The 19,629-nt window shown below is 37.0% G+C and carries 18 protein-coding genes; 8 read left to right on the top strand and 10 right to left on the bottom strand.

Features of this window, described 5'->3' with window-relative positions:
• Nucleotides 1-101 precede the first annotated feature (101 nt).
• The 4 genes from JWG40_RS19630 to lsa14 are packed head-to-tail and all read right to left on the bottom strand — an operon-like array spanning nt 102 to nt 2,150.
• Complete coding sequence (locus JWG40_RS19630) at nt 102-1,088, bottom strand: hypothetical protein (protein ID WP_205287428.1); 987 nt, start codon at nt 1,086-1,088, stop codon at nt 102-104.
• 3 nt (nt 1,089-1,091) lie between these two features.
• Nucleotides 1,092-1,427 carry a TRL domain-containing protein gene (locus JWG40_RS19625; RefSeq protein ID WP_205287427.1) on the bottom strand — a complete coding sequence of 112 codons (336 nt, stop codon included), beginning with the start codon at nt 1,425-1,427 and terminating at the stop codon, nt 1,092-1,094.
• Between the two features lie 2 nt (nt 1,428-1,429).
• Complete coding sequence (locus JWG40_RS19620; RefSeq protein WP_205287426.1) at nt 1,430-1,747, bottom strand: TRL-like family protein; 318 nt, start codon at nt 1,745-1,747, stop codon at nt 1,430-1,432.
• Between the two features lie 13 nt (nt 1,748-1,760).
• Nucleotides 1,761-2,150 carry an adhesin Lsa14 gene (gene lsa14 / locus JWG40_RS19615; RefSeq protein WP_205287425.1) on the bottom strand — a complete coding sequence of 130 codons (390 nt, stop codon included), beginning with the start codon at nt 2,148-2,150 and terminating at the stop codon, nt 1,761-1,763.
• A gap of 483 nt (nt 2,151-2,633) precedes the next feature.
• Between lsa14 and JWG40_RS19610 the strand changes: the two genes are divergently transcribed.
• Nucleotides 2,634-4,187 (top strand): methyl-accepting chemotaxis protein, encoded by a 1,554-nt coding sequence (locus JWG40_RS19610; protein ID WP_205287424.1) that lies wholly within the window; start codon nt 2,634-2,636, stop codon nt 4,185-4,187.
• 143 nt (nt 4,188-4,330) lie between these two features.
• Nucleotides 4,331-5,854, top strand: coding sequence for an Omp85 family outer membrane protein (gene omp85 / locus JWG40_RS19605; protein WP_205287462.1), 1,524 nt, complete (start codon nt 4,331-4,333; stop codon nt 5,852-5,854).
• A 4-nt stretch (nt 5,855-5,858) separates the two neighbouring features.
• Here the strand turns inward: omp85 and JWG40_RS19600 are convergent, their stop codons facing one another.
• From JWG40_RS19600 to JWG40_RS19590, 3 genes are all read right to left on the bottom strand, one after another.
• Nucleotides 5,859-6,215 (bottom strand): DUF3703 domain-containing protein, encoded by a 357-nt coding sequence (locus JWG40_RS19600; protein ID WP_205287423.1) that lies wholly within the window; start codon nt 6,213-6,215, stop codon nt 5,859-5,861.
• 72 nt (nt 6,216-6,287) lie between these two features.
• Nucleotides 6,288-7,103 carry a HEAT repeat domain-containing protein gene (locus JWG40_RS19595; protein WP_205287422.1) on the bottom strand — a complete coding sequence of 272 codons (816 nt, stop codon included), beginning with the start codon at nt 7,101-7,103 and terminating at the stop codon, nt 6,288-6,290.
• 114 nt (nt 7,104-7,217) lie between these two features.
• On the bottom strand, nt 7,218-8,021 hold the full coding sequence (locus JWG40_RS19590; protein ID WP_205287421.1) for a helix-turn-helix domain-containing protein: 804 nt from the start codon (nt 8,019-8,021) through the stop codon (nt 7,218-7,220).
• Between the two features lie 78 nt (nt 8,022-8,099).
• Here JWG40_RS19590 and JWG40_RS19585 point away from each other — a divergent pair, with 78 nt between their 5' ends.
• The 3 genes from JWG40_RS19585 (at nt 8,100) to JWG40_RS19575 (ending at nt 11,900) form a co-directional block, all read left to right on the top strand.
• Complete coding sequence (locus tag JWG40_RS19585; protein WP_205287420.1) at nt 8,100-8,552, top strand: SRPBCC family protein; 453 nt, start codon at nt 8,100-8,102, stop codon at nt 8,550-8,552.
• 160 nt (nt 8,553-8,712) lie between these two features.
• Nucleotides 8,713-9,129, top strand: coding sequence for an SRPBCC family protein (locus JWG40_RS19580; RefSeq protein WP_205287419.1), 417 nt, complete (start codon nt 8,713-8,715; stop codon nt 9,127-9,129).
• A gap of 32 nt (nt 9,130-9,161) precedes the next feature.
• The gene (locus JWG40_RS19575) at nt 9,162-11,900 is read left to right on the top strand and encodes an ATP-binding protein (protein ID WP_205287418.1); all 2,739 of its coding nucleotides are present in this window, start codon (nt 9,162-9,164) and stop codon (nt 11,898-11,900) included.
• An 80-nt stretch (nt 11,901-11,980) separates the two neighbouring features.
• On the opposite strand, the gene JWG40_RS19570 is transcribed toward JWG40_RS19575, so the two are convergent.
• A complete protein-coding gene (locus JWG40_RS19570; protein WP_205287417.1) occupies nt 11,981-12,406 on the bottom strand; it encodes a DUF3995 domain-containing protein in 426 nt (141 codons plus the stop codon).
• 44 nt (nt 12,407-12,450) lie between these two features.
• The gene (locus tag JWG40_RS19565) at nt 12,451-13,044 is read right to left on the bottom strand and encodes a hypothetical protein (protein WP_205287416.1); all 594 of its coding nucleotides are present in this window, start codon (nt 13,042-13,044) and stop codon (nt 12,451-12,453) included.
• A 392-nt stretch (nt 13,045-13,436) separates the two neighbouring features.
• Between JWG40_RS19565 and JWG40_RS19560 the strand changes: the two genes are divergently transcribed.
• Both JWG40_RS19560 and JWG40_RS19555 read left to right on the top strand, forming a co-directional pair.
• Nucleotides 13,437-14,408, top strand: coding sequence for a ribonucleotide-diphosphate reductase subunit beta (locus JWG40_RS19560; protein ID WP_205287415.1), 972 nt, complete (start codon nt 13,437-13,439; stop codon nt 14,406-14,408).
• A 19-nt stretch (nt 14,409-14,427) separates the two neighbouring features.
• A complete protein-coding gene (locus JWG40_RS19555) occupies nt 14,428-16,812 on the top strand; it encodes a ribonucleoside-diphosphate reductase subunit alpha (protein WP_205287414.1) in 2,385 nt (794 codons plus the stop codon).
• A gap of 9 nt (nt 16,813-16,821) precedes the next feature.
• Here JWG40_RS19555 and JWG40_RS19550 read toward each other — a convergent pair whose 3' ends face one another.
• Entirely contained in the window at nt 16,822-17,910 is a 1,089-nt protein-coding gene (locus tag JWG40_RS19550) for a calcium:cation antiporter (RefSeq protein WP_205287413.1), read from the bottom strand.
• A gap of 299 nt (nt 17,911-18,209) precedes the next feature.
• Here JWG40_RS19550 and JWG40_RS19545 point away from each other — a divergent pair, with 299 nt between their 5' ends.
• Nucleotides 18,210-19,616, top strand: coding sequence for a beta-propeller fold lactonase family protein (locus tag JWG40_RS19545; protein ID WP_205287412.1), 1,407 nt, complete (start codon nt 18,210-18,212; stop codon nt 19,614-19,616).
• Nucleotides 19,617-19,629 lie beyond the last annotated feature (13 nt).

The following is a 19,629-nucleotide window of genomic DNA, read 5'->3' as shown; positions in this document are numbered from 1 at the left end:
AGGTTAGGAAGGAACAGAATTTTTGGAATTGGAAAATTAGAAGTCGAAATGATTTAAAAGGTAAATCTAACAGGGATTTGATCCCTGTTAGATTTACTAATTTACTCACCAAAACTTTTTGAAAATTCCAGTGTAAAATTGAGAGCGTTGAAATCAAATTTTGTAGTTTGGGAACCATCCCAAGCTGAATACAAAAGTGTTGCCGTAGGTGAGTTTCCTAAAGAAAGGTAGTTTTGGTATTTCACCTTCATACTTTCTTTGGAATATCCCCATTTAGCAGCAAACCAAGAAGAGAATCGAAACACAAAGTCCAATGTTTGTTTTGTTCCTGTGTAAGTAGCGTCTCCACCTGAATAACCGAAACCAGCTAGGCCAAACGATACGATTGAGGAGGTGACTCTAGAATCATTTCCTTTTAAGGAATAGAACTGCTGGCCCAAATGGATTTCAAACCATCGTAATGGTTTAATTTCCAAATGGATACCTGGAACAATTCCCTTCACGTCCAAATTTGCATCTCTAGACTCAAATCCAAGGTAAGATTGGAAGTTGGTCCCAATAGGAGAAAATCCGTAATATAACCTTGGGGTTTGAGTTAACTGATCAATTGATACGTGTCTTAAACTCGCACCAATATTAAAGTGTGGATTGATCGGGTGGAAGTAGGAAATTCCTAAACTTCTTTTCTTTTCTGTGAATTGAGTTTGGTAAGGATCCGCTTCTTCTGATTTTTTTTGGTTTACTAAGACTCGAGATTCATAAAAAATACGAAACTTATCTTGGTATCGATACTCAAGTTCTCGGGTATTTGAGCTTCCATCAAACTTCGGCATCTGCATTGAGTAAGATAGCAAACTATCGACCGAAGCACCGTTGAACAACATATAAGAAAGGTCTTCATTCCTTACATAATCTTTCTCTGGAATAATTAGACCGCCGGCACTTCCGATAGATCGAAAGTATACACGGTGTTTGTCCGGTTGCCTTACTTCTGGCAATTCATGGGTAGAGTCAAAGTCTTTGGCAAGAAGGCTTCCAAAAGACACAAGCACAACCCCCAATGTTAGGATGATTTTGTTATGGGACACGGTTTATTCCCCCCAAACAATCACACATTCGCGATAGAAAAGGCCGAATGGTAAAATCGTCAAAGACTCCCTATCTACAACAGCAATCTTTTTGATGTTTGCATGTTGTGCAGCTTCTTCAATTGAGTTACCAGCACCATAGAAGAAAATATTGATTGCAAAGCCTGATAAACTGCAAGATTTACCTGATTTTTCTACTTTAGCAGAAGTTACCATATTACCAACTGCATCCCCATTTAAGTGTTGGGTGGTGTTAGCAAATAGATAAGCTGGAAGTGGAGTGGTCACACAATTTACAAAAAGTGCCAAACTAAAAATTGAAAGTAAAAGGTATTTCATAATTATTCTCCAGATACAATTGTACAGTAGTTACGGAATAAACCGGTAAGGACGGATAAAGAAGAGTGGTCGATGGTTGCAATTTTGGTAATTCCGTTTTTGTTTGCAACGGATCCGGCACCTGCATCACCTACGCTAAAAAGATAAAGGATAGTAAACTGACATCCTGTTCCTTCTTTTGCGGCCTTCACATTATTTTCTGGATTGAACGTACCTGCAAATTTTGTAGAAGTAAAAAGAAATCCATGAGTGGGGCCAATGGCACAATTTGCGAATAAAAACACACTTAATAGAGAGATAAATACTAATTTCATTTTCATTGGGAAACTCCGATTATGATCCTTTAACAACAACACATACTCTGTGGTAGATGTAACCCGCTATGATTCCGAGTTGTTCATAATCCAAATATGCCACCTTTGCGATATTAGCATTTTTCTTTGCTGTTTCGATAGATGAGTCACCGAATGCAAACAAATAAAGAACGGAATGGCTACATGCTTTACCTTCGGCAGTTCCTTCGGTATTAAGTCCGAGAGGTCCAGGAACATAAGTTTTGTGAAAGAATAGGCCACCTTTCGTAAGGATGGAAGGGGTTGCGTATTCCCTGGTTGGGTTTGTATTTGCACTTGGCACATAACTTGCGTGATATGAACTACCTGAACAGTTTTGTGTTAAAAGTATAAATGTGAGTGAGATGCTAAAGAAAATGCTCTTTTTCACATGATTCTCCTGATTGATTTTTGACAGTTGTAAAATTTGTTAGGTTTTGAGTCAATCGTGTTGAGAATTTTGAATGAAATCCTTGGGTTCAACTAACAGCCTTGTAGCGGAAAACCAGTGGGAATACAATTGATGAATTTTTTAAAACTGTCATCCAATGTAATGAATGTCCTTTAACGGAAAGTTTGTTGCAATTCGCCTATATTTTTTTCAATTTTTATGTATCCTCCAAAACGGGAAACCTCTGGATTTTTAAAAGGTAAACAGATGCAAAACTAATTCCTAGAAGGGTTCTAAATTTATTCCAAGAGACACAAGAAAATTTATATTTCTCTTTGCTCTTCCTTTCGTCCCATTTCTATTGGGGTGAACGAGATTCAGTTTTTTCACCACTTAGATTTAGGAAGAGAAAAGGTTTTTTGCCAAGTGACTCTATTCCTAAACTATGGCTAAAATATATATACTTTCTAAAGAAGGTTCTGTTTGTTTGCTAAACTTTTTGCCTCAAAAAATGTGATGACGATTTCCGATGACCTTTTCACGGAAGTGATGTTAAGAAACAACAAACGAATGTTCCTTTCGTTTCTTTCGATACTCGCTCTTGCGAATGTTGCAACACTTTCCATTAAAATTGCAGGAAAAGGTTCGGACTATCTCACATACCAAAGTATTCTTATTGAATTTGTCCTAGCCACATCCATATTGATCGTTGGATTTTTACTTTCGACAAAATTAAAAACACACTGGGCTTCTAGTTATATTTCTATTACCGGAGTTACTTTATGTTTGCTCGTGTTTCAATATGTAATTTACGGAGCCACTGAACTTTCTGCTACTTTCTATATATCCTTCGTTTTGAGTGTGTTATACTTCAATCGAAATGCTTCCATCTACAATTTTATTCTGATTATCGTTTCTGAAATTGTTTTGTTTGTGTTCCGACCTGAACTCATTCCCGGTGGTCCAAAAAGTAATATCATTGTAAGATTTCTTATTTTTGTTTGGGTAGGGATTGGTGCGACAGTAGGTGCCACTGCGACGAGAACTCTTCTTAACTTAGCTGTTGAAAAACAAAAAGAAGCAAAGAAAGCCTTAGACAATTTGATGAATATGGCAAAAACTATTTTGAATACAATTGATATGATGAAACAGCAGATTAAAAATCAAGACACCATATCGGATGAATTAAAACAAATTTCTGAACACCAAGCATCCTCTCTTGCAGAAATATCTACCTCTTTAAAAGAATTATCGTCAAAAGCAGATTCAAATAACAAAATCGCCAAATCCTTGTATAACGAATCAGAAGTATCCATTCAATCGGTAAATGATTTAAAAGCGATCAATGAAACTGTTCAAACTGGAACAGGAAGGATATATAAAAATTTAGATGTGGTTATGGGTTATTCGAATGATACTTCCGAACATATCCATCTTTCGATTAACAAGTTCAATATCCTTAAAGATAAAAGTACGGAAATTTCCGATTTTGTCTCTGTCATCAATGACATTGCTGATAAAGTAAATTTGTTATCCTTAAATGCTGCGATTGAAGCGGCAAGGGCAGGGGAACATGGTAGGGGATTTGCTGTTGTTGCAGAAGAGATATCAAAGTTAGCGGATGCAACCACAAGGAACTCAAAAGAAATCTCAAAGATCATTCAAGAAAATCTTTCTCTCATTGGAGAGAGTAGCGAACTCATTAACAAATCATCTGCGATGATGGGAAAATTGGATACAGCAATTGGAATCATCAAAAATGAAATCACCGGTGTTGGCACCAAAATTGTGGAAATTGACAAAGCAATAGAGACCATCGACAATCTAAATACAAGGATTTACGAAACTAGTAAAACCATCGAAAACTCTACGAACTTCCAAAAGATTGCGACCGAAGAATCTACTAAAATCACAGCAAACATTTCGGAATCGGCAGCCAACATAGTCGAAATTTCCAAACAAATTTCAGAAAGTAGTAAATCTTCGGGAGGGATCATTGTTCAGCTGGATTCCATGGCCAAGGAAATGACGAATTAACGATCAAATTGCCAAATATCCGCCGTAAGGAAGAGAAAATTGCGGAAGGATTCGACATTCAGAAAAAGTGAGTGGAAACTCATTTCCTGGTTGACCGATTCTTTTACGTACGTAATGTCCATGGGTTGTATACGCCCACAACTATGAACCGAATCCTTAGCCTTGTTCTTTTTTCCTTTGTTAGTTGGTTTTTCTTGGTAACCCCAACTTCTATCTCTGCTCAAGAATATGTTCCCAGTGCCGGTTGCGAAAAAGATCCTCCACCCAAAAATCTTCCCTTTCCTATGGATGAGAGCAAACAACTTTGTAAAAAGGACATAGAGGATAAAAAGGAAAGTTGGTATCCTACGGGTTTACCTCTTATCAACTCCGATCCAAACGAAGGGATAGGGTATGGGGCCCGAGCTTATATCTACGAGAATGGAAAAAAATCGGACCCACTTTTTTATTACACACCGTATCGTATGCGTGTGTTTGCTCAGTATTTTAATACAAACAAAAATGCCCAATACCACCAAGTAAGTTTGGACATGCCTTTCATTGCGGATACACAATGGCGACTCCGCGCCGACTTATTTTTAACCATCACCCCTACCACACTCTACTTTGGAATTGGTGAAGATACGATGAAACCTTTATCGTATTTGGAGAGAAACCAACCAGATGGAAGGCATATCGTAAATGCAAGCTATATGGATCAGGAAAATAACCTTACTTTCTTTCGACCAGGAACTAGTTCTGATCCGATTAGTTTAGGCGGGAAAACCTATTCTGGATTTCCGCAAACTCCAGGTTATGTTGTTACAGACAAAATGTACAATCGTTATACTATCGAAACACCGATGGCAACGGCAAGTACAGAACGTTCGTTTGTAGGAGGAACTGTCAGACTCGTAGCAGGTTTTAAATTTTCAAATAATATTGTCAGAACATATGACGGAAAATTAGCCCGTGGAGTAGATCCTCTCCTTGGTGGTGAACACACAGCAGATGTTCCCAATGGAAAAACAAGGCTCACGGAAGACTATGAGGGTAAAAAAATAATTGGATATAATGGCGGTTATGTGAATGCTCTTCGAGTTGGTCTTGTTTACGACACAAGAGATTTTGAGCCAGATCCTAACTCAGGAATTTTTGCAGAAGCCACTTACGAAAAACATACAAAGTCAATTGGATCCGAATATGATTTTCAAAAATACTTTGCGCAAACAAAATTGTTTTGGAGTCCCTTTCCAAAGGTTTTTGATAAGTTAGTCATCGCCAATCGTTTTGGATTAGGTGTGACGGATGGGGAAGCACCATTTTATGAATATAGAAATATGTGGGGAACAGAAGGACTTGTTGGGGGGCTTGGAGGCCTTAGAACCGTTCGAGGTTTCAAACAGGATCGATTTGTAGGCCGTGCTATGGGTTGGGGGAATACAGAAGTTCGTTGGAAGTTTGCAGAAGCCAAGTTTGGGTCTGAGTTCTTTGCTTTCAACTTAGTTCCATTTTTTGATTATGGTCGTGTCTGGGACGACGAACATAAATTAGGTTGGAAAGGTTATGCGTATTCTCGGGGTATTGGTTTACGAATTGCCTGGAACCAAGCAACCATCATCATGATCGATTATGCAAAATCTAGAGAAGACGAACAACTTTTTGTGAATTTCAGCCATGTTTTCTAAGAGATTAAGTCTTTTCCTCTGCTTTTTCAAATAGGATTTGGAACTCCTTATCAATTGGTAGTACCTTCATAATCCCAATATTGGCCCCACCTGTATTTCCTAGAGGAACGCGGCCGATGAGAGATCCAATCCCCGCCACGGCTAGTCGTACTAACTGTCCGAGGATTTCGCGTTTGTCATTTTTACGAATTCCTACTTTCAACATCCACCAATGGTTGTATGTATGAGGAATGACAAACCTTTGGCCAAGGATATGAGCCCGTTCCAAATGGAAAAAAGATTCTGTATACTTCGATTCTTTATACAGTTTTTTTGCCTGATTCATTTCAAGTGCAAAAGCATTTTTTAAAATAGGATGCATGATGGACTTTCCTTGTTCGTATTGTAATGGTTAGTTTGTAAATTTGTTTCATAATTTTGAAAAATGAAATTTTTATTTTGAAGGTTTATTTTTAAACTTTAATGCATTTTTGTAATGTTCGTTTGCTTCTGTCAAATTCCCTCTTTCTGTTTCTAAATCTCCGAGGCTTTGATACACCGCACCTTTGTTTGGAAATTTTGATTCTAATAGATCCATATAAATCTTTTCGGAATCATAAAAGTTTTTAACCAATAAGAGTGCATTTGCCTTTAGGAACAAATTGTTTTGATCTGTTGGATCAATCTCTAATGCTCTATTGATATAATGAAGTGCACTTCCGTAGTGACCCAGTTTAAATTCGGTTTTTGCATTTGTAGTTAGCTTTGTTAAATTAGGTTCTTCCGATAAATCTTCTAGCAGAAATTGTGAGTAATCTCGTCCAGAAAGTCCTTGTAGAACATTGATCACAGTAGCTCTATCGTCTCTTTCTAAATTATGTATGTATTTTTCTAAAACGGGAATGGCTCGTTTATCTTTGATTGTATCAAAGGCGAGCGCGGCACAATATTTTGTATGGTAATAATTGTCTTCCTTAATTGTTTTTAATAGATATTCCGTTACCTCTTCTGTTTCCATCCAACTAAGGGCTCTTATCACAGTAAAACGAACATGGTCACTACTTTCTTTCTTCAGTAAAGATGAAAGTGCAGGAATGTATTTAGGGTCCTTCGATAATCCTAAACAGGTAATTCCCTCTACATTTGTGGGTTCCCGAAAACCGTATTCACTTCCATTGATCGCTAAATCTAAACATCTTTCTAAGTGATCACCGTTGCTTTCGAGAGCATTGAGATTTGCGGAAATTAGAAAACTTGTTAGGAGGGCCAAAAAAAAATAACATCTGTTTATATTCAAAAAATAATCAAATAGATGGATTCAAACAAATATTTTTTTAATGGAGTCATGATTTTTATAAAAAATAATCCGAACGGTTCACTCTACTTAGCATATCGTTTTTAAATATTCCTCTGGGCTTAGTCCAATGGTATTTTTAAAATCCTTTATAAAATGTGCCTGGTCGTAATATCCCAGTTCGAGGGCCATCTCCGCATAATGGATAGATTTTTCTTTTTCAATTCGTTCTGCTACTTCTTGGATTCGAAATCGTTGGATCACCCATTTGGGGCTGACACCAACATACTCTCGAAACAGTCTTTGCAAACTACGAAGGTTGATTGAAAAAAGCTTTGAGATTTGATCCACTGTTTGGATACTTCTATCTTCTTTGATTTTATCTATCATTGTATTGATTAAGGGGATTTTAGGATCGGGTTCTGGAAGGAAATTTCCTAACCAAGTTTCAATGATTTTGATTCTACTTTCTTCGTCCTTTTTTTGAAAAATTTCATTTTCAAGCGGAAGGATATCTATCTTTGTAATTTCAGTGATGGGAATTGTTTTGTCTGTGAGGATAGAAATATTTTTTTGAAAGAAGGGATAAAACCCTCCAGGCCGGAATTTGATCCCAAACACAGAACCTTTGCCTGCCAAAAGAGTAGAAAACCTTCCTTTGGTGACTCCGAATATTTTGGAATTTCCTTTTTCAAAGACAATGTGTACGCTTGGGTAGGGAAGAGTCTCTGCAAGATAAGGTTCTTTACCTGTTAAATCCCAACTAACAGTCCAATAGTGTTCAATAAAATAATCTAGTTTTGTATTAGCAAAAAACTGATTGTGTTTCGTCTTCAAATTGGCTTTGGTTTGACGTAAAACTCCTCGCGTTGGTTTTCCTTTTTCTTTCGCCATACCACTTATTTATTGTTTTGTCGTGTTTTTACAATCCAAAACTTTGAATCCCTGGTATCTTATATTTAGAGGCGACCAATGAATACAACAAATCAAATGAATCATAATTTAAGCTTAAGTCTTACAAAAACCATTCATTCAAATCCAGAACGTGTCTGGGAGATTCTTACAACACCCAAATACATCAAAGAGTATTTATATGGATCCGATGCCATTTCTGAATGGAAAGAAGGATCTTCCCTTGTTTTTAAAGGAGTATGGGAAGGAACACCTTATGAAGAAAAAGGGATTATTCTTTCCTTCCTGCCGCCCTATACATTTAAATATTCATATTTTAGTGCTTTCTTTGGTTTGCCTGACAGACCGGAAAACTATTCCATCATCGAAAACAAACTAACATTTGCAGACGGACTTGTAACAATCCACTTAACTCAAACAGGATTTACCGCAGACGACAGACGAGATCATTCTGTTGAGAGTTGGAACCAATGTTTGAATATTATCAGAGAAATTGCAGAGAAAAAGGACTAGAATTTTGATTGCCTATAACTATTTTTAATTTTTTTCATCATATTTTTTTTCAAAAGGGAATGTGTATTAATTTGAACACTATTTTTTTTTGACAATATTTGGATTGGGGTGAAAAGGAAAATGCTTTTCAATAAACGTTGTTACCAGTAAATTTTTCCGAATGGACTCTAATCAAATCACCGTTCAATCCACCATTAGTGCCGACACTAAAAAAGTTTGGGATTATTATACCAATCCGAAACATATCATTCATTGGAACTTTGCTTCTGATGATTGGCAATGCCCTTGGGCCAAAAACGATTTGCGAGTCGGCGGAAAATACAGTGCGAGAATGGAAGCAAAGGATGGAAGTTTTGGCTTTGAATTTGAAGCGATCTATGACAATATAGTAGAACTAAAATCATTTACCTATACGATGGAAGATGGTAGAAAAGCCTCTGTCAACTTGGAAAGTCTGGGTAATAAAACAAAGGTGACGGTAAGTTTTGATCCAGAAAATCAAAACCCAGAAGAAATGCAAAGGGGCGGATGGCAAGCCATACTGGACAACTTTAAGAAATATGTGGAGTCGCATTAGAAACTTTTAAATTTCCTCGTCTTTAAAGTTGTATGCCCTCCTGGAATGCATCGATCAGAAATTTCGTGCGAGAATTAATTCTCCTGATTTTTGTATTCCTTCTCTATCTCATTGCAGGAAAACTCAGCCTCAATCTTTCCTCCATAGATGGATACAGTACTCCAGTTTGGCCGCCCGCAGGCCTTGCCTTGGGATTTGTTTTAATCTTTGGCAATCGCGTTTGGCCTGCATTGTTTTTAGGTGCTTACTTTACGAACACAACCCATCTCCCCACATCCGAAACGTGGATCCAATTTATAATTTCTAATCCACAAAATATAACCATCTCTCTTGGAAATTCGACCTCTGCACTATTAGGATCCTATCTTTTAAAAAGACATTCGAGTCCTAATTTAAATATTTTCCAAGCGAACGAGATTGTAATCTTTTTTATTTTAGCAGGCCCTGTAACTGCATTTATCTCTTCTGTTATTGGAAGTTTGTCTTTGTTTTATTTTAAGATCATCTACTTTGAATTTCTTTTTCAAACATGGATTACTTGGTGGATGGGTGATTCGATAGGAATCATCATTTTTACTCCACTGCTTATTTTGATTTGGAAGTGGTATGAAGGTGAGGAAAAACTTTTAAGATTAATTATTTTTGCTTCTGCAACAATGAGCACTTTTGTTTTTACCTTATCCATTTTTTTTCTAACTAGGAATTGGGAAAAAGAATTTATCAAATATAGGATCAAGTCAGATGGTCAAATCATTTTCGCCGGAATTGAAAATCGATTATTGGAAAACCTTCGAGTTGTCAAAGGCCTGGGTTCATTTATATCCTTAACGGAAAAATTGAATCGTAAATACTTTGATGCGTTTTCAAAAGGGATTATGGAAAATTCTGATAGTGTGACCGCCTTGTCTTGGAATCCATTAATTCGTCATTCGTTACGTCCCATTGCTGAAACTAAATTAAGGATAGATTATCCAGGTTCCATCGGTATCTCCGTACAAAAGGATAAAAAATTACATCCTTCTCCTGAATATGAAGAGTATGTTTATATTCAGTATATTTATCCATATATGGAAAATAAACAAGCAATCGGGTTCAACTTACTTTCAGATGCAGCGAGAAAGGAGGCGTTGTATCACGCAACTGAAAGGCAAGGGATTGATATGACAGGTAAAATTAGCCTGGTTCAGAGTTTGGAAAACAATTTGGGATTTTTAGTTTTATATCCAGTCACAAGATGGAATGGAGAATTTGGGTTTGCTACAGCTGTCATTCGAATCGCTGCTATTATAGAAAAGGCCCTCATCGGGAATGATCAAAATCATTTATGTATCAAAATTGAAGAATTAAATGGCCCCTCTAACATTGGAATATTTTCAAAGGAATGTTCTCATACGGAAGAAAAGATTTTTTCAGATTTTTATTACGAACGTCAAATGACGATTGGTTCGCATATACTCAATATAAAAACAATTGCGACTAAAGAATATTTCCTAATGAATCTTACAAATGCATCCAGATTTTTGCTGATCATATCTTCGCTGTTAACGGGCTTACTTGGGATATTGCTCCTTATCGTTATGGGTAAAGAAAAGAGCATTCAAGATATAGTAGAAAAAAGAACTTTTGAACTTGAAAAAGCCAATCGAGTCAAATCAGAATTTTTAGCAAATATGAGTCATGAAATCCGTACACCCATGAATGGAGTGTTAGGTATGTTAACTCTCTTGGGACAAACGAATATAGATCCAGAACAAAAGGACTACTTAGAGAATGCGGAAAAATCAGTCTTATCCCTTTTGACAATCATCAATGACATATTGGATGTTTCTAAGTTAGAAAATAAAAAATTAGAAATTATAGCTAAACCAACAAATTTGAATAAATTATGCAAAGATGTAACTCAGTTGTTTTTGGCGGATGCAAAGAAAAAGAATTTGGAATTGCATGTGAATTTGATTGGGTTGGATCCAAATCTTTATGTTCTAGTTGATGAAAATAGGCTTCGCCAAATATTGATTAACTTAATTGCAAACGCTATTAAGTTTACATTTGTTGGATCTATTTCTTTAGATGTAATTCTGAATAACGATAAGAGGTATATTGTTTTTAAAGTTAAGGATACTGGAATCGGGATTTCGGAAGGAAATATTCCTAGATTATTTAATCGTTTTGTCCAGTTAGAGGATTCTCGCACCAAAAAATTTGAAGGTTCTGGTCTTGGTCTTTTTATTTCTAAACAGCTTGTTCAGTTGATGGGTGGAGAAATAGAGGTTCATAGTCGAGTAAACGAAGGATCCACGTTTCAGTTTACTATTCCATTTCAAGAAACTGAACAAAACGCATCACCTTTAATTAACATCAATTCAAAGTTAATCGGTACTGGTAAAAATTTTCATATTTTAATCGCGGAAGATAATTTATTAAATCAAAAGTTTGTAGTTAAAATTTTTCAAAAAGAAAAAATTAAAGTAAGTGTTGCATCCAATGGTCTCGAAGTCATTCAATTATTAGATGATTCGTTAAGTCATTTGGAAGATCGCTTTGATATGATCTTAATGGACATTCAAATGCCTGTGTTAGATGGAATGGAAGCAACAAAACTCATCCGAAAGCGAAATGATTCGTATCGTGATATTCCGATCATAGCAATCACTGCAAATAGTATGGATTCTCAATTGAACGAATATTTGGAAAATGGAATGAATGCTTATGTAAAAAAACCAATCATACTTTCAGAGCTCCTCTCCACTATCTATCAAAATTTTAGATAATTAAATTTGATTTTAAAAACCTATAGTCAAAGGCTGAGAGACAAAAATCAAAATCCGTGAATCATTCTCGTAAATTTCTTTTATAATTCTCTCTGTACCAAATAAGCCAATAGGGAGATCAGAAGGCAGAGAGGAGAAAATAGGATTGTATCCCAATATGCAAATTCCTTATTTTTGATCCGTTTGCTGAAACCAACATATTTAAAATCTCCTATGGCTCGAATCCCGAAGATAACAGTCGTAAACCAAAATCCAATCTTGTAAACCTTGGGATCAAAAGACAAAGCTGCAAAACCTGTGAATGAAACATAAAAGCCAGCAAGAAGAGTAAGAGCTAGGCCAACTAAAAAACTTTCGATTCTTTTGGGATAAAATAGAAAACTTCCATCTTTTTTTCGCGGCAGTGCGGATTCAAATCCCCAAAGAATATTGAGGGACCAAAGAAAATGCAAAATGGCGAGAGTGAGAAAAATAACAACTAAGGCCAATGTGTAAAAAAGATTCATATAGGAAATCTTTAGAAATTGGAAACAGGATGGATACTCATTATCTAAAATGATAAATCATAGGAAATTAGAAACTTTTGTGCATTGGAATTCTGTCCCATGGATATTGAATCTTTTTGGATATCAAATTGTAATCCTGATTGGTTAGTTCCTTTTTCCCAAGAGATTCCAAACCAGTAAGTGTATCCAAGTTGCATAATATATTTTAAACCTAGTAAGGTGAGTTTCATTTCATTGTTTTCTCGGATTTTGTCTAAGTCTTTTTTTGAATCCAAACTATGTAATAATAAAAGTAAGTTTTGATCTGTAACAGTTGGTTGGCTAAGATAGGAAAACTGTAATAAGTTTTGCGATTCGGAAAATGTTTTTCTCTCCCTCTCTTCTTCATTGTGGCCTCTATATTCTGATCTTGCTAGTAAGGTTGTAATTCCGGCGACAACATATCCCTTTCGGTAGGCTTTTGCATGAATCAGACCCCATCCAGGTAAAACTGCGCTTCGCCAAACTAAATCCCATCTCGATCGATTCTCTATTTTTGAATCTTCTCGGTCCGAAGGTGATTCATTTTTTGAAGTAACTTCCTCTGCATATGAAATTGTAAAAGCCGTTAACAGTAGCAAGAATAGGATTTTTTTCATAGTGTGATCATATAGTTTTGGAAAGTTCCTGTGGGAGTGATACTAGAAATTTGATAACTTAGGGAATTGGCGTTTTTTGTTGTTAGTTTAGGGTTTGTAGTTTGAGAGTTTTTTTGATTTTTATTCCGTTTTATTCCATTGACAAAATATGTCTCTTTGGATTTGTTTAGATTCTATTCCGGGAGGAATGAGGTGAAACTCCTCAACTGACGGCGCAACCGTAAATCCTTATCCAATTCAGATAAGGAAAGTCGGATCTTCCCACAGATGAATCGCCCGTAAACGATCATCCGTACCGAAAATTTTTTCAGGGCCCCGGACTATTGCTACCGGGATACCCACACCTTTTTCAAAAGATAAGATGTTGTGTCCCGACTAACGGAGATTTAGTCATGGATTATCAATCAGAAGTATTATTAAAAGAAAACAAGGATCGTTTTGTGATCCTTCCCTTAAAGTATCCTAAAATCTGGGAAATGTATAAGAAACAACAGGCATCCTTTTGGACTGCAGAAGAAATTGATTTAAGTAGTGATTTGGATGATTGGAATTCCCTTACCGATAACGAAAGATTTTTTTTAAGTAATGTTTTAGCTTTTTTTGCTGCCAGTGATGGGATAGTGAACGAAAACTTAGCTGTCAATTTTATGCGAGAAGTCCAGCTTCCAGAAGTTAGGTGCTTTTATGGATTCCAAATTATGATGGAAAACATACATTCGGAAACTTATTCCCTTTTGATTGATACCTACATCAAAGAACCAAAAGAAAAAAACAGATTATTCCATTCCATAGAAACAATTCCTGCCGTACAAAAAAAATCAGAATGGGCATTACGTTGGATCGGTGAGGGAAATTTTGCAGAACGGCTTCTCGCTTTTGCTGCTGTAGAAGGAATATTTTTTAGTGGAAGTTTTTGTGCCATATTTTGGATGAAAAAACGAGGGCTCCTGCCAGGACTCAGTTTTTCGAATGAACTGATTAGTCGTGATGAGGCCTTACATTGTGAGTTTGCTTGTATTCTCTTTAAAATGATCCAAAACAAACCAAGTGCGGAGCGTGTGTATGAGATATTTACTGATGCAGTAAATATCGAGAAGGAATTTATCACCGAATCTTTGTCAGTGGATCTCATCGGTATGAACGCAAAACTAATGCAACAATACATTGAATTTGTTGCTGACCGTTGGCTTATCGAACTAGGTTTTGAGAAACTCTATTATTCCTCCAATCCCTTTGATTTTATGGAAATGATTTCTTTACAAGGAAAAACAAACTTCTTTGAGAAACGTGTGGGTGACTACCAGAAGGCTGGTGTTCTTAATTCGGAACAAAGTTTTACTTTTTCCTTAAGTGAAGATTTTTAAATGCTAAAAAGGTAATTATATGTTTGTACTCAAAAGAAACGGAAAACAAGAATCAGTTAAGTTTGATAAAGTCACCGCTAGGATAGAAAAATTATCCTATGGCCTAAGTCGTTTGGTAAGTCCTATCGATGTTGCAAAAAAAGTAATTGAAGGCATTTACGATGGGGTCAGCACTTCTGAATTAGATAATTTGGCTTCAGAAATTGCTGCCTCACTTACCACCAAACACCCAGACTACGCACTCCTTGCAAGTCGTATAGCTGTGAGTAATCTCCATAAAAATACTACAAAATCTTTTTCAGAAACGATGGACCGTTTATATTCTTATAACGACCCAAAAACAGGAAAATGGATGCCTCTCATTGCAGAGGATGTTTGGGAGATCGTAAAAAAACATTCAGAATTATTGGATAGTTCCATTATTTATGATAGGGATTTTGGATTTGATTATTTTGGATTTAGAACTTTAGAAAAATCTTATTTATTAAAACTGGATGGAAAAATTGTAGAACGCCCGCAACATATGTACATGCGTGTGGCGATAGGAATCCACAAAGATCGAATAGATGAAGTCATCAAAACATACAATTTAATGAGCGAACGTTGGTTTACTCATGCAACTCCTACACTATTCAATGCAGGCACTCCGAAACCTCAAATGAGCAGTTGTTTTCTCTTAACCATGAAAGACGACAGCATTGATGGAATTTACGATACACTAAAACAAACGGCAAAAATTTCCCAGAGTGCCGGTGGGATTGGACTTTCTATTCATAATATTCGTGCCACAGGTTCTTATATTGGTGGAACCAATGGAACCAGTAATGGAATCATCCCTATGTTACGAGTATTTAATGATACTGCGCGTTATGTGGACCAAGGTGGTGGAAAAAGGAAAGGAGCCTTTGCCATTTATTTAGAACCATGGCATGCCGATATATTTCCGTTCCTGGAGCTAAAGAAAAATCATGGCAAAGAAGAAATGCGAGCTCGTGATTTATTCTACGCACTTTGGATTTCAGACTTATTTATGAAACGAGTGGAAGAGGGTAGTGATTGGAGTTTATTTTGTCCCCATGAAGCTCCTGGTCTCTCTGATGTGTATGGAGAAGATTTTGTCAAACTGTATGAAAAGTATGAAAGAGAAGGTTTCGCTCGTACCAAAGTTAAAGCCCAAGACCTTTGGTTTGCCATTGTCGAATCGCAGATAGAAACGGGAACTCCCTATTTGTTGTACAAAGATGCAGCCAATAACAAAAGTAATCAGAAAAATTTAGGAACCATCAAAAGTAGTAACCTTTGTACCGAAATTTTAGAATTTACTAGCCCCGACGAAGTTGCCGTTTGTAATTTAGCCTCAGTCGCCTTGCCAAAGTTTGTTTCTAATGGAAAATTTTTATTTGATACTTTGTATGAAATCGTCTATCAGATGACTCTCAATCTAAATCGCATCATTGATGAAAATTACTATCCAGTTCCAGAAGCACAAAATTCTAATTTAAAACATAGACCCATTGGCATAGGTGTGCAGGGTCTAGCTGATGTTTTTATTCTATTACGAATGCCTTACGAAAGTGATGCCGCAAAACAACTCAACATTGAAATTTTTGAAACTATCTATTTTGCCGCAATGACAGCCAGTAAAGATATTGCAAAAGTTGATGGCCCCTATACTAGTTTTGTAGGATCTCCTCTATCAAAGGGAATTTTCCAATTTGATTTATGGAATGTAAACCCTACGGGACGTTGGGACTTCGAAACACTTCGTAAAGAAGTGATCCAATATGGTGCAAGAAACTCTCTTCTTGTGGCTCCTATGCCCACAGCTTCCACCTCACAAATTTTGGGAAATAACGAGTGTTTTGAACCTTATACTTCCAATATTTATTCAAGAAGAGTCTTGAGTGGAGAATTTATCATTGTCAATAAACATTTGTTACATGACCTAATTGAGCTTGGACTCTGGAATTCTGAAATGAAAAATCAAATCATCGCAGCGGGTGGTAGTATCCAATCCATCCCTTCCATTCCTGATTCTATCAAAGAAATATATAAAACAGTTTGGGAAATGAAACAAAGATCACTCATTGATATGGCACGGGATCGTGGTGCATTTATCTGCCAATCTCAGTCTTTAAACCTTTTTGTAGAAAATCCAACCGTTTCTAAACTTTCCTCTATGCATTTTTATGCATGGAAACAAGGTCTAAAAACAGGAATGTATTATCTACGAACGAAAGCCGCCACCCAAGCCATTCAGTTTACTGTGGAAAAAACTAAAGACAAAATTACAAAAGAAAACGAACCCACTTCGCAAGAATCAACTAACAAAGACGAGGCGGTTTCTGAATTTATAGGAGAATCCTGTTCCATGGAAGAAGGATGTCTCGTTTGTGGAAGTTAAGTAGGTCCTTTATGGCATAAGTGAGATCGCTAAAAAAGAAGCCATAATCACTAAGTGGATGAGTCCATGAAGGGATGTGGTTCTTCCCGATCCAAAAGTAAAACTGCCTGCAAGAAATGTTACCATTAAAAATACAATTCCCTTTGCGTCTAAACCGAGGGTTAGTGGCTTATCAAATAACAATGAATAGATGCTTACTGCAGGTATGGTCAGAGCAATACTCGCAGCCCCCGATCCCAAAGCTAAATTCAAACTAGTTTGTAATTCATTGATTTTTGCAGCATTCATTGCAGCCAATGTCTCTGGTGCGAGGACAAGAATTGCAATCACAATCCCCACTACTGCCTTTGGAGCACCTAATGCAGCAATGGTGGTTTCGATTGTTGGACTTAAAATTTTTGACAAACCAACAACGGCAACGAGCGAAAACAAAAGTGAGATAAAGCTAGTGATTGCTCTTTTTTTACTAGGCTTAGCTATCATTGAGTCAGTTGGCTCAACTTCAATCTCTGTCGCAGAAAAAAAGTTTTTATGAGATTTGGTTTGTGACCAAACTAGAGATCCATACAAAACAAGAGATGCAAAGGAAACAAAGATAAGTTGCCCCGCACTATAAGTTCCTTTGTTTGTGGATGTAGTGTATAAAGGCAAAATCAAAGTGAGAGTCGAAAGCACAGCGAGAACTCCGAGTAATGCCGTTGTTCCTACCAATTGGAATCCCAATTCTTTATGTTTTAATCCACCTAACAGAATGCAAATTCCTATGATTCCGTTGGTTACAATCATTAGAGCAGCAAACACAGTGTCTCTTGCAATCTGAGGTGAGTCGGCGGTGTCGTTACTCATAAGACTTACTATGAGTGCCACTTCAATCACAGTGACTGATATCGCTAAAATCAAAGTTCCGAGTGCAGGTCCCACTCGTTCTGCAATGACCTCTGCACTATGAACAGCACTCGAAATTCCTACTGCTAAAAAGACAACAGCGAATGCAATCAGAAGTCCTTCGCCAATGGGTGCGATCATGGCAAAGATCAATACCAAAAAGGAGATGATCGAAAGCCAATCATTTGATGTTAAAGTTTTTGTTTTTGTCATGGGGATCTTACGTTTATAAAATAATACCTTGCCTTCTTCAGACGATCAAAAATGCGATAAAGTTCAAGTAAATCCACAGATTTGCCACCGTTCCCTAATTTGGGGCGCCTCGAAATCTATCTAATCGAAATACTCTTTTCTTAAGCGACCGGGCTTTCCGTTCCACTCGCCGCTTCGCTTCGATTTCCACTGAAATCCCTGGCGCTGACACAGTTCAAAACAGATATTTTTTACCAACGTTTCTATATTTTAGGAATGACATTCTAGCGAATCCGCTTTACTTATGTTTGTTGGTTAGGATGAAGAGATTGTTACTCAATCAATTTAGAATTTCGGGTTTCTTGCGGTATTTACCATCTTTGTATTTGATTGGATGTTTATTTTCGTTTAATGGCTGTCTCCTTAATCCTATCGTTCGAGATTTACTTTGTCCCGGAAAAGACCCTTCCTCCCAATCTTTGTTTTATCTATGGGCCTTACTTGCCAATTCCAATTCCGTAGTCGAACTAAACCACACCTGGGCCGGAATTCGTAAAGGAAACAGTTTACAACTGGAAGCTCAGTACTATATGTACGGTAACAAAACAGATTCCACCTTCCAATGGTCGAGTAGTAATAGTTCTGTTGCCACTGTGGATGCCAACGGGTTTGTTTTAGGAATTGGGAATGGAAAAGTCTCGATTATTGCCACTTCAGCTGATGGAAGGGCTCGCGCAAATTCTGATATCACAGTGTATTCGGGATATGTTTATACGAGTTTGGATATAGCAAATCGAGTTGGCCATTTGACTATGAATGAATCTACTGGAATATTAACTGCGAATCCTACGATTTTGGTTGGGACTTCTCAGCCAACGGGGATCGGTGTAGATCCCGCTGGAAATTTTTTATTCACTAGTGATTTTGGTGGTGCTAGTATTTCCCAATTTCTAATTAATCAAAGTACGGGCGTTTTGTCTCTAAATAGTCCCGCTACTGTATCAGCTGGGTTAAGTCCACGAAATTTAGTCATTACTCCGGACGGAAAGTATTTGTATTTAGCTTCTGAAGGAACTCAGGCCATTCGTGCTTACGCCATTAATACCGATGGTACGCTTAGTTTTTTAAATGTCTATCCAACCATCATTGGACACACGCAAATTCAAATTTCTAGGAATGGAAATTTTATCTTCTATGTAAGTCCCACAGCAACGGAAATCGTTTCGTATCGAATCAATTATGCAGATGGAAGTTTATCGCAAGCAGGGATTAGTCCAACTTTTCCTAATGATGGCTCCGGTCATATTTCGACTCATCCAAACGGAACCTATTTATATGTAGGTTCCTATCCGGCTGTAACCATTTTAAACTTTGATGGCAATACAGGTAATATGGGTTTTGTGGATTCCGTTTTTCATGGTATGAGTATCAACAGTTCCGCAATCCATCCGAACGGTCGTTTTTATTATTTATTGCATATCAATGAGGGTATTATTTCTTGTTATACGATAGAACCTAAAACGGGAAAAATTTCTTATTCATCTAGTGTGACGGGAATCACAGGTAGTTTGCGATTTATGGTGATTGATCCGTCAGGACGTTTTGCTTATGTAGCAAATAACGGCGCGCAACTAAGTCAGTTTAGCATCAACCAATCCACAGGTGAGCTCACTTCTATGGGATCTATCAGTCCCGGCGGAGTTCAGTGGAATTTGACTTTTCTTTAGATAGTTTGCTTCA

It is taken from the genome of Leptospira abararensis, from assembly GCF_016918735.1.
GTDB classification, from domain to species: Bacteria; Spirochaetota; Leptospiria; order Leptospirales; family Leptospiraceae; genus Leptospira_A; species Leptospira_A abararensis.
Note: the sequence above shows the minus strand (reverse complement) of the source record. Positions and strands in the feature narration are given on the sequence as shown.